At 70.5% G+C, this 10,900-nt stretch carries 9 protein-coding genes; 8 read left to right on the top strand and 1 reads right to left on the bottom strand.

The features are described from left to right. Positions 1-145: 145 nt before the first annotated feature. Positions 146-700 (bottom strand): NADAR family protein, encoded by a 555-nt coding sequence (locus AB0917_RS31270; RefSeq protein WP_366823064.1) that lies wholly within the window; start codon positions 698-700, stop codon positions 146-148. 207 nt (positions 701-907) lie between these two features. Between AB0917_RS31270 and AB0917_RS31275 the strand changes: the two genes are divergently transcribed. The 8 genes from AB0917_RS31275 to AB0917_RS31310 all read left to right on the top strand — a co-directional run bounded on the left by AB0917_RS31275 (position 908) and on the right by AB0917_RS31310 (position 10,792). After that, the gene (locus AB0917_RS31275; RefSeq protein WP_366823065.1) at positions 908-2,422 is read left to right on the top strand and encodes a gamma-aminobutyraldehyde dehydrogenase; all 1,515 of its coding nucleotides are present in this window, start codon (positions 908-910) and stop codon (positions 2,420-2,422) included. Between the two features lie 63 nt (positions 2,423-2,485). Continuing rightward, positions 2,486-3,733, top strand: coding sequence for a spermidine/putrescine ABC transporter substrate-binding protein (locus AB0917_RS31280; RefSeq protein ID WP_366823066.1), 1,248 nt, complete (start codon positions 2,486-2,488; stop codon positions 3,731-3,733). Between the two features lie 151 nt (positions 3,734-3,884). Further along, entirely contained in the window at positions 3,885-5,039 is a 1,155-nt protein-coding gene (locus AB0917_RS31285) for an ABC transporter ATP-binding protein (protein WP_366823067.1), read from the top strand. After that, on the top strand, positions 5,036-5,977 hold the full coding sequence (locus tag AB0917_RS31290; RefSeq protein WP_366823068.1) for an ABC transporter permease: 942 nt from the start codon (positions 5,036-5,038) through the stop codon (positions 5,975-5,977). Before AB0917_RS31285 ends, AB0917_RS31290 begins: the two co-directional genes overlap by 4 nt. Continuing rightward, complete coding sequence (locus tag AB0917_RS31295) at positions 5,977-6,780, top strand: ABC transporter permease (protein ID WP_366823069.1); 804 nt, start codon at positions 5,977-5,979, stop codon at positions 6,778-6,780. The genes AB0917_RS31290 and AB0917_RS31295 overlap by 1 nt, the downstream gene beginning before the upstream one ends. Before the next feature lie 23 nt (positions 6,781-6,803). Continuing rightward, on the top strand, positions 6,804-8,219 hold the full coding sequence (locus AB0917_RS31300) for an FAD-dependent oxidoreductase (protein WP_366823070.1): 1,416 nt from the start codon (positions 6,804-6,806) through the stop codon (positions 8,217-8,219). A gap of 194 nt (positions 8,220-8,413) precedes the next feature. Further along, positions 8,414-8,878, top strand: a complete 465-nt coding sequence (locus AB0917_RS31305; RefSeq protein WP_366823071.1) for a hypothetical protein — start codon at positions 8,414-8,416, stop codon at positions 8,876-8,878. A gap of 87 nt (positions 8,879-8,965) precedes the next feature. Beyond that, positions 8,966-10,792, top strand: a complete 1,827-nt coding sequence (locus tag AB0917_RS31310; protein WP_366823072.1) for a glycoside hydrolase family 18 protein — start codon at positions 8,966-8,968, stop codon at positions 10,790-10,792. Positions 10,793-10,900: the final 108 nt, after the last annotated feature.

Raw genomic sequence — 10,900 nt, forward strand, 5'->3', positions numbered from 1 at the left:
TACAGCGTCATGCCCGCTTCCAGGCGCAAGGTATCGCGCGCGCCCAGCCCGCTGGGGGCAATACCGGCGCCGACCAGGTCGTTGAAGAACGCCGGATGAACAGGGACGGGCGGCGCTCCCGTACCAACGGCGGGTCACCCCCCCTCTAGGACGCCCCCGCCCGCAGCCGCTCCCGCGCCTCCATCAGCGCGAAGCCCAGCAGATTCAGCCCCCGCCACTCCTGGGGCCGCTCCACCCGCTCGTCGTCCGCCGCGAGTCCGATGCCCCAGATCCGGTCCAGCGGGGACGCCTCCACCAGCACCCGGTCGCCCGTGCCCCGGAGATAGCCGCCCAGCTCCGGGTCCTGCCCGAACTTGTGCACGCTGCCCGCCACGACCAGGGCGAACCGCTCCCGTATCCACACGTCCTCGTCGAAGCCGCGCACCAGCCGCCCGGCCTTCTTCGCCGCCGCGGGGCTGCTCGCCGCGACGGCCGCCCGCTCCGCCTCCGGATCACCGAAGAGGCGCGCCTTGCCGGCCATCATCCAGTGCTCCGCGCTCGCGTAGGTCACCCCGTCCACCGTGAACGGCGAGGGCCACCACTGGCTCAGACAACCGGCCCCCAGCTGCCCGTCCGGGCGCGGCCGGTGCCCCCAGAAGGGCAGATACTTCACTCGCTCGCCCCGCGCCACGGCGGCGACAAGCTCATCGATCGGTCCCATGGCATGTGAGTGTGGCATCCGCCGCTGACACTCCGTACGGGGATTTCCGCACCGGCACGACACATGGTCGACAGATTCCGTCGCGTAACCAAAAGGCAACAACGGAATCACTTGTTGGGCTTCGACCCCTCTGTCAGGATCGGCACTCAATTCACGGAGAGGCTACGCCGACCCCGTCCAGCGGGCACAGCGGCGGAGGAGAGCGTCATGAGCAACGGCTTCCAGGTGCGGGACCGCTTCGCGGAAGGTGCGCAGTACATCGGCGGCAGGCTGCTCCCGGGCACGTCCGGCCGCCACCACGACATCGTGAACCCCGCGACCGGCGGGACCGTCCTGCGCTACGAGCTGGCCGGCACCGAGGACGTGGACGCCGCCGTCGCCGCCGCCCGCGCCGCCTTCCCCGGCTGGTCGGGCGCCACCCCCGGCGAGCGCTCCGAGGCCCTGCACCGGTTCGCCGCCGTCCTCGCCGAGCAGGCCGACGACTTCGCGTACGCCGAGTCCCTCCAGTGCGGCAAGCCGGTCAAGCTCTCCACCGAGTTCGACGTCCCCGGCACCGTCGACAACGCCGCCTTCTTCGCGGGGGCCGCCCGCCACCTGGAGGGCAAGGCCGCCGCCGAGTACGACGGCGACCACACCTCGTACGTACGGCGCGAGGCGATCGGTGTGGTCGGCTCCATCGCCCCCTGGAACTACCCCCTCCAGATGGCCGCCTGGAAGGTCCTCCCGGCCGTCGCCGCGGGCAACACCATCGTCCTCAAGCCCGCCGAGCTGACCCCGCTGACCTCGCTGATGTTCGCCCAGGCCGCCACCGAGGCGGGCATCCCGGACGGCGTGATCAACATCGTCACGGGCGCGGGCAAGGAGGCGGGCGAGCACCTCGTCGGCCACCCGGACGTCGCCATGACCTCCTTCACCGGCTCCACCGCCGTCGGCAAGCGGGTCGCCGAGATCGCCACGGCCACCGTCAAACGCCTCCACCTGGAGCTGGGCGGCAAGGCCCCCTTCGTGGTCTTCGACGACGCCGACCTGGAGGCCGCCGTCCACGGCGCGGTCGCCGGCTCCCTCATCAACACCGGCCAGGACTGCACGGCCGCCACCCGCGCTTACGTCCAGCGCCCCCTGTACGACGCCTTCGTCCGGGACGTCGCCGCCCTCATGGAGACCGTCCGCCTCGGCGACCCCTTCGACGCCGCCACCGACCTCGGCCCCCTCATCAGCCACGCCCAGCGCGACCGCGTCGCCGCCTTCGTCGAGCGGGCCCGCGGCCACGCCCGGGTCGTCACCGGCGGCGAGGCCCCCGGCGGCGACCTCGCCGAAGGCGCGTACTACCGGCCCACCCTCATCACGGGAGCCGCCCAGGACAGCGAGATCGTCCGGTCGGAGGTCTTCGGCCCCGTCCTGGTGGTGCTGCCCTTCGGCACCGACGACGAGGGCATCGCGCTGGCCAACGACACCCCGTACGGACTGGCCGCCTCCGCCTGGACCCGCGACCTGTACCGCGCGAACCGCGCCACCCGCGAGATCCGGGCGGGCTGTGTGTGGGTGAACGACCACATCCCGATCCTCTCCGAGATGCCGCACGGCGGATACCGGGCCAGCGGTTTCGGCAAGGACATGTCGGCGTACTCCTTCGAGGAGTACACGCAGGTCAAGCACGTCATGTTCGACAACACCGCGGTCGCCCGGAAGGACTGGCACCGCACGATCTTCGGGGACCGATAGAAGCTGCCGCGCGACCGGGGGCCGTGAGCCCCCGGCGGCCTCCCACCCGAAAGGGCAACGCGTATGGAGAGTTACGAGCCCGAGCGTCTCTCGTCCGCCCAGCTGGCGGCCGCGAGGCGGTCCCTGACCAGTGGCAGGGGAGCCCTCACCCGCCGCTCCCTGCTGCGCGCCTCCGGCATGGGCGCCCTCGCCCTGGGCGGGACGGCCGCCCTCGGCGCCTGCGGCATCCCGCCCGCCGGACGCGCCGAGGGCGCGGCGGCGGCCGACGACCACTCGGCCACGGAGAAGGAGGTCACCTTCTCCAACTGGACCGAGTACATGGACGTCAGCGACGACGAGAAGAGCCGCCCCACCCTTCAGGCGTTCACCGAGCGCACCGGGATCAGGGTCAAGTACACCGAGGACATCAACGACAACGTCGAGTTCTTCGGGAAGATCAAGCCGCAGCTCGCGGCCGGCCGGAACACCGGGCGCGACCTCATATGCGTCACCGACTGGCTGGCCGCCCGCATCATCCGGCTCGGCTGGGCGCAGAAGCTCGACCCCTCGAACCTCCCGCACGCCTTCGCCAACGTGTCCGCCCAGTTCCGCACCCCCGACTGGGACCCCGGCCGCGCCTACTCCTACCCCTGGACCGGCATCCCGACGGTCATCGCGTACAACGCGAAGGCGACCGGTGGCCGCACGGTCGACTCCGTCACCCAGCTCCTCGACGACCCGAAGCTCAAGGGCCGCGTCTCCTTCCTCTCCGAGATGCGCGACACCGTCGGGATGACCCTGCTCGACCAGGGCAAGGACCCGGGGAAGTTCACCGACGCCGACTTCGACGGCGCGATCGGCCGGCTCCGGAAGGCCGTCGACAGGAAGCAGATCCGCCGCTTCACCGGCAACGACTACACCGCCGACCTCAGCAAGGGCGACATCGCCGCCTGCGTCGGCTGGGCCGGGGACATCATCCAGCTCCAGGCCGACAACCCGGACGTCAAGTTCGCCATCCCGGCCGCCGGTTACATCACCGCCACCGACAACCTCCTGGTCCCCGCCCAGGCCCGGCACAAGACCAACGCCGAGAAGCTCATCGACCACTACTACCGCCCGCCGGTCGCCGCGCAGCTCGCCGCGTACATCAACTACGTCTGCCCCGTCGACGGCGTCCGCGACGAACTGGCCAGGATCGACGAGTCGATGGCCTCCAACACTCTGATCCTCCCCGACCGGGAGATGGCGGAGAGGTCCCGCTCCTTCCGCTCCCTGAGCACGGCGGAAGAGACGGCGTACGAGGAGAAGTTCGCCAGGCTCATCGGCGCCTGACCCGGTCCGGGCACCGCCCCGGACTCCGGCCCGGACACCGCCCCGGGCATTGGCCCGAACACCGTCCCGTACACCGCCCCGCCGCAGGCCGGCCCGCCTCCGCCGGGTCCCCTTTCCCGAACTCCCCCCGAACTCACTGGGACCGCGACCCATGACACAGCAGCAGCAGACCGCGGGCGGCGATGTCCGCCTCGTCGGGATCAGCAAGACCTACGGCTCCTTCACCGCCGTCCACCCGCTCGACCTGACCGTCCCCCAGGGCTCGTTCTTCGCCCTGCTCGGCGCCTCCGGCTGCGGCAAGACCACCACCCTGCGGATGATCGCGGGGCTGGAGGAGGCCACCACCGGCACGGTCCACCTCGGCGAGAAGGACATCACCGGCCTGCCCCCGCACAAGCGGCCGGTCAACACCGTCTTCCAGAGCTACGCGCTCTTCCCGCACCTGGACATCGCCGAGAACGTCGCCTTCGGGCTGCGCCGGCGCGGCGTCAAGGGGGTGAAGAAGCAGGTCGACGAGATGCTGGAGCTGGTCCAGCTCGGCGACTTCGCCCGCCGCAGACCCCACCAGCTCTCCGGTGGCCAGCAGCAGCGCGTCGCCGTGGCCCGCGCGCTCATCAACCACCCGCGGGTCCTGCTGCTGGACGAACCGCTCGGCGCCCTCGACCTCAAGCTCCGCCGCCGGATGCAGCTGGAGCTCAAGCGGATCCAGACCGAGGTCGGCATCACCTTCGTGCACGTCACCCACGACCAGGAGGAGGCCATGACCATGGCCGACACCGTCGCGGTGATGAACGGGGGCCGCGTCGAGCAGCTCGGCGCCCCCGCCGACCTCTACGAGAACCCGCGCACCACGTTCGTCGCCAACTTCCTCGGCACCTCCAACCTCATCGAGGGCGAGACCGTCTCCACCGGCGACGATCTGGTGGTGGCCGCGGGCGGCGGGAAGCTCACCCTGCCCCGCGAGCGGTGCCAGGCCCCCGCCACGCGCGGCGGCCGGCTCCTCCTCGGCATCCGGCCCGAGAAGATATCCCTGGCCCACGCGGACGACGCGGAGGACATCGCGGCGGGCCGTAACCGGGTCACCGGCCGCATCACCGACTCCAGCTTCATCGGCGTCTGCACCCAGTACGTGGTCGAGAGCCCGGCGGGGACGGCCCTCCAGGTGTACGAGCAGAACGTCGAGAGGGACACGCGACTGGTCCCCGGCGCCGAGGTCGTCCTGCACTGGAACCCGGCCCACACCTTCGGCCTCGACGCCGCCCAGGACATCGACGCGGGCGCGACGAGCGTGGAGGAGGCGGAGTGAGCCCCACGCAGGCGCCGCCCGCGCCCCCTTCACAGCCCGAGGAGCCCCGGGAACCCACACTCCGCAAGCCCTCCGCCCGCAGACGGCTGGTCCCCTACTGGCTGCTGCTCCCGGGCATCCTGTGGCTGCTGGTCTTCTTCGCGCTGCCACTGGTCTACCAGGCCTCCACCTCCGTACAGACCGGCTCCCTGGAGGAGGGCTTCGAGGTCACCTGGCACTTTCGGACGTACGTGGACGCGCTGCGCGACTACTATCCGCAGTTCGTCCGGTCCCTGCTGTACGCGGGCACCGCCACGATCCTGTGCCTGCTGCTGGGCTACCCGCTCGCCTACCTCATCGCCTTCAAGGCGGGCCGCTGGCGCAACCTCGTGCTGGTCCTGGTCATCGCCCCGTTCTTCACCAGCTTCCTCATCCGTACGCTGGCGTGGAAGACGATCCTCGCCGACGGCGGCGCGGTCGTGGACGTGCTCAGCACCCTGCACGTCCTGGACGTCACCAGCTGGCTCGGCTGGACCGAGTCCAACCGGGTCCTGGCCACCCCGATGGCCGTCGTCTGCGGTCTGACGTACAACTTCCTGCCGTTCATGATCCTGCCGCTGTACACCTCGCTGGAGCGGATCGACGGCCGGCTGCACGAGGCGGCGGGCGACCTCTACGCCACCCCCGCCACCACCTTCCGCAAGGTGACGTTCCCGCTCTCCCTGCCGGGCGTCGTCGCGGGCACCCTGCTGACCTTCATCCCGGCCAGCGGCGACTACGTCAACGCCGAACTGCTCGGCTCCACGGACACCAAGATGGTCGGCAGCGTCATCCAGAGCCAGTTCCTGCGGGTCCTGGACTATCCGACGGCCGCCGCGCTCTCCTTCATCCTCATGGCGGTCGTCCTGCTGATGGTCACCTTCTACATCCGCCGCTCCGGGACGGAGGACCTGGTCTGATGTCCGTACTGCGCCGGCTACGCCGGAACCTGGTCGTCATCGCGGGTCTGCTGACCCTCGCGTACATGATCCTGCCGAACATCGTCGTGATGGTGTTCTCGTTCAACAGGCCCAACGGGCGCTTCAACTACGAGTGGCAGCGGTTCTCCCTGGACGCCTGGAAGGACCCCTGCGGCGTCGCCGACCTCTGCGGCTCGCTCTCGCTCTCGCTCCAGATCGCCTTCTGGGCCACGCTCGGGGCGACCGTGCTCGGCACGATGGTCGCCTTCGCGCTGGTCCGCTACCGCTTCCGGGCGCGCGGCGCGATCAGCTCGCTGATCTTCCTGCCGATGGCGATGCCCGAGGTCGTCATGGCCGCCTCCCTGCTCACGCTCTTCCTGAACATGGGCGCCCAGCTCGGCTTCTGGACCGTGCTCATCGCGCACATCATGTTCTGCCTCAGCTTCGTGGTCACGGCCGTCAAGGCGCGCGTGATGTCGATGGACCCGAAACTGGAGGAAGCCGCCCGTGACCTCTACGCGGGACCCGTACAGACCTTCGTACGGGTGACCCTTCCCATCGCCGCCCCCGGAATCGCGGCGGGAGCGCTGCTCGCCTTCGCACTCTCCTTCGACGATTTCATCATCACGAATTTCAACGCGGGATCCACCGTCACCTTCCCCATGTTCGTCTGGGGATCGGCACAGCGCGGCACGCCCGTACAGATCAACGTCATCGGCACCGCCATGTTCATCATTGCGGTGATGGTGGTTCTCGTCGGCCAGATCGTCGCGGGCCGGCGGAAGAACGACGCTCGGAGCTGAAAGTCCCGAAGGAGTTGGAAACCATGGCCCCAGCCGCCATGCGTACCGCCGCACAGTCGCTCTCCGGCGCCGAGCCGGTCTCCTACTGGCTCGACGACCCGGCCAGACCCGATCCGCTCCCCGCCCTCACCGGCGACGAGCACACCGACCTGCTGGTCATCGGCGGCGGCTACAGCGGCCTGTGGACCGCGCTCGTCGCCAAGGAGCGCGACCCCGGCCGGGACGTCGTCCTCATCGAGGGGCACGAGGTGGGCTGGGCCGCCTCGGGCCGCAACGGCGGCTTCTGCGCCGCCTCCCTCACCCACGGTCTGGCCAACGGCGTGCAGCGGTGGCCGGGCGAGATCGCCAAGCTGGAGGAGCTGGGGGAGCGGAACCTCGACGCCATCGAGGAAGCCGTGGCCCGCTACGAGATCGACTGCGAGTTCGAGCGGACCGGCGAGATCGATGTCGCCACCGAGCGCCACCAGCTCGAAGAGCTGCGGGAACGGCACCGGGAGATCCAGCGGCTCGGCATCACGGGCGTGGACTTCCTGGACCGCGACACCCTGCGCGCCGAGGTCGACTCGCCCACCTTCCTCGGCGGCCTGTGGGACCGGCGCGGTGTCGCGATGCTGCACCCGGCCAAGCTCGCCTGGGGCCTGAAGCGGGCCTGCCTGGAGCTGGGCGTACGGATCCACGAGCGCACCCGGGGCCTCGACCTGGTGCGCCGCGGCCCGGGGATGGCGGTGCGTACACCGTACGGGCGGCTCTTCGCCCGCCGGGTCGCGCTCGGCACCAACATCTTCCCCTCGCTCGTCAGGCGGGTCCGCCCGTACACCGTGCCGGTCTACGACTACGCGCTGATGACCGAGCCGCTCACCTCCGGGCAGCTGGAATCCATCGGCTGGAAGGGGCGCCAGGGGCTGGGTGACAGCGCCAATCGGTTCCATTACTTCCGGCTCTCCGCGGACAACCGGATCCTGTGGGGCGGATACGACGCGATCTATCCGTACGGGGGAAAGCTCAGCGCCGATCTGGACCAGCGTCCGAAGACCTTCCTGACCCTTGCGGAGCAGTTCTTCCGCTGTTTTCCGCAGCTTTCCGGAGTGCGTTTCTCGCACGCCTGGGGCGGTGCGATCGACACGTGTTCACGCTTCACGGCATTCTTCGGAACGGCCCATCGGGGGCGGGTCGCGTACGCCGCCGGATTCACCGGTCTCGGCGTCGGCTCGACGCGTTTCGGGGCCGAGGTGATGCTCGATCTGCTCGCGGGTGAGGAGAGCGAGCGGACCCGTCTGGAGATGGTCCGCTCGAAGCCGGTGCCGTTCCCGCCGGAGCCGTTCGCCTGGGCCGGGATCGAGATCACCAAGCGGTCCCTGGCCCGCACCGACACCAACGGCGGACGCCGCGATCTGTGGCTGCGGACCATGGACAGGCTGGGTCTCGGCTTCGACAGCTGACCCGGCGGCCGGGCAGCCCGTCGTCGGCCCGGTGGCCCGTCGACCGGTGGTCCGGCCACCGGTCGACGGTGCTGTGACCCACTTCACTACCAACAAGTAGCCTCGACCCGCGTCATAGTTCGCGCCCGACGCTCTCTCGCCCGTGTACGCACCGGCAGGACCCTGCCGGTGACCACGTCAACGGGAGGCTGGTCATGACTGGCTCGGAGACCAGGGCCGCGGTCGAGTGGCTCACATCGGCGGCACCGGACCCCGGCGCCTGCCGGTGGGAGTGGGAGCGCAATCCGCAGGGGATCGCGCTCCTCCCCGCCGGCCGGCGCTGGGACGTGCTGATCCTGCCGGGCGAGCTGGGATATCCCACGCTCGACGTGCTCACCCGCCTCGTCGACCGGCCCGGACCGGTCCTCGCCGACTGCGGCGAGTCCCGCGTGGGCTTCTTCGTCCCGCCGGGCACCGCGTCCCACTGGCTCGGCACCGGAATCCGGGGCGCCGGCCCCGGCACCTGGATCGTCGTCCCCCATCCGGGCCGGGCGGCCGGGGGAGTGCGGTGGCTGATCCCGCCGGACGGTTCGGGGACCCTCACGGACGCGGGGCTGCTGGAACGGGCGACGCACGAGGCGGCCGGAGCCGCGGCCCAGGAGGGCCGCGCGGAGAGGTGACCCGCTGCCAGAGGTCTTGACAACTTGATTGGTCTGGACCATGTTGTGCGCACGCCACACCCAATTCCCCCCTGCACGGAGGCTGTTGTGGAACGCACGGGACCAACCGTCAGATTTACCGGACTTCTGGCCACCTGTACGGCCGCGGTGCTCGCTGCCGGTGCCCTGGTCGCCACGGCACCGGCGGCCAGTGCGGCGGACGTGGACGTGGCGCGTAACGGCGGCTTCGAGGCGGGCCTCGACGGCTGGAGCTGTACCGCCTCCAGCGGCGCGGTCGTCTCCACCCCGACGCACGGCGGCACCGCCGCCCTGAAGGCGACCCCGGCGGGCAGCGACAACGCCAGGTGCTCCCAGGCGGTCACGGTCAAGCCCAACTCCCGGTACACGCTGAGCGCCTGGGTACAGGGCAGCCCCGTCTACCTGGGCGCCACCGGCACCGGCACCACCGACGTCTCCACCTGGACCCAGTCCACCGGCGCCTGGAAGCAGCTCACCACCAGCTTCACCACGGGCCCCTCCACCACCTCCGTCAACGTCTACACCCACGGCTGGTACGGCTCCCCCGCCCACTACGTCGACGACCTCACCCTCGTCGGCCCCGGCGGCGACCCGGTCGTCGTCCCCGCCGTCCCCGCGGGCCTGAAGACCACCGCGATCACCTCCACCTCCGTCGCGCTCTCCTGGAACGCCGTCTCCGGCGCGAGTGGCTACAACGTCTACCGCGGCGGTACGAAGGTGGCCACGGCCACCGGGCCGTCCGCCACCGTGACGGGGCTGACCGCCTCCACCGCGTACAGCTTCCAGGTCGCCGCGGTCAACGCGGCCGGCGAGTCCGCGAAGTCGGCCGCCGTCACCGCGACCACCACGGCGGGCGGCGGGGGCGGCGGCGACAGCAAGCTGCCCGCCCGTGCGCTCGTCGGCTACCTGCACTCCAGCTTCGCCAACGGCTCCGGCTACACCCGTATGGCGGACGTGCCCGACTCCTGGGACGTCATCAACCTCGCCTTCGGCGAGCCCACCTCCGTCACCTCCGGCGACATCCGCTTCTCGCTCTGCCCGGTCGCCGAGTGCCCGAACGTCGAGTCCGAGGCGGACTTCAAGGCGGCCATCAAGGCCAAGCAGGCCGCGGGCAAGAAGGTCCTGATCTCCATCGGAGGCCAGAACGGCCAGGTGCAGCTCGCCTCCACCGCCGCCCGGGACGCCTTCGTCACCTCGGTCTCGAAGATCATCGACACCTACGGCCTGGACGGCCTGGACATCGACTTCGAAGGCCACTCCCTCTCGCTGAACACCGGGGACACCGACTTCCGCTCCCCGACCTCGCCGGTGATCGTCAACCTGATCTCCGCGGTGAAGACCCTCAAGGCGAAGTACGGCTCCGACTTCGTCCTCACGATGGCGCCCGAGACGTTCTTCGTCCAGCTCGGCTACCAGTTCTACGGCTCCGGCCCCTGGGGCGGCCAGGACCCGCGCGCCGGCGCCTACCTGCCGGTCATCCACGCCCTGCGCGACGACCTGACCCTGCTGCACGTCCAGGACTACAACTCCGGCCCGATCATGGGCCTGGACAACCAGTACCACTCGATGGGCGGCGCGGACTTCCACATCGCGATGACCGACATGCTGCTCGCCGGCTTCCCGGTCGCGGGCGACACCAGCCGGGTCTTCCCGGGCCTGCGCCCCGACCAGGTCGCCATCGGCCTGCCGGCCTCCACCCAGGCGGGCAACGGCCACACCTCACCGGCCGAGGTCAACAAGGCGCTCAACTGCCTGATCAAGAAGACCGACTGCGGCTCCTACCAGACCCACGGGACCTGGACCGACCTGCGCGGGCTGATGACCTGGTCGATCAACTGGGACCGGTTCAACAACTGGGAGTTCAGCCAGAACTTCGACTCCTACTTCGGTCGCTGACCGACCGGCGTACGGCCGGCCGCGGCGGGCCGACCCCCCCCCCGACCGCTGGCCGGGGCCCGGGGGGACAGTGCTTTAGTGCGGCGGCGGGGGGGCATGTAATAACGG

Origin of the sequence: Streptomyces sp. NPDC007346 (assembly GCF_040703535.1) — a bacterium.
Lineage (GTDB): Bacteria > Actinomycetota > Actinomycetes > Streptomycetales > Streptomycetaceae > Streptomyces.

What these genes read in the sequence shown, in the direction of transcription:
- AB0917_RS31270 (WP_366823064.1), bottom strand. Translation starts at nt 700, where the DNA reads ATGGGACCGATCGATGAGCTTGTCGCCGCCGTGGCGCGGGGCGAGCGA.
- AB0917_RS31275 (WP_366823065.1), top strand. Translation starts at nt 908, where the DNA reads ATGAGCAACGGCTTCCAGGTGCGGGACCGCTTCGCGGAAGGTGCGCAG.
- AB0917_RS31280 (WP_366823066.1), top strand. Translation starts at nt 2,486, where the DNA reads ATGGAGAGTTACGAGCCCGAGCGTCTCTCGTCCGCCCAGCTGGCGGCC.
- AB0917_RS31285 (WP_366823067.1), top strand. Translation starts at nt 3,885, where the DNA reads ATGACACAGCAGCAGCAGACCGCGGGCGGCGATGTCCGCCTCGTCGGG.
- AB0917_RS31295 (WP_366823069.1), top strand. Translation starts at nt 5,977, where the DNA reads ATGTCCGTACTGCGCCGGCTACGCCGGAACCTGGTCGTCATCGCGGGT.
- AB0917_RS31300 (WP_366823070.1), top strand. Translation starts at nt 6,804, where the DNA reads ATGGCCCCAGCCGCCATGCGTACCGCCGCACAGTCGCTCTCCGGCGCC.
- AB0917_RS31305 (WP_366823071.1), top strand. Translation starts at nt 8,414, where the DNA reads ATGACTGGCTCGGAGACCAGGGCCGCGGTCGAGTGGCTCACATCGGCG.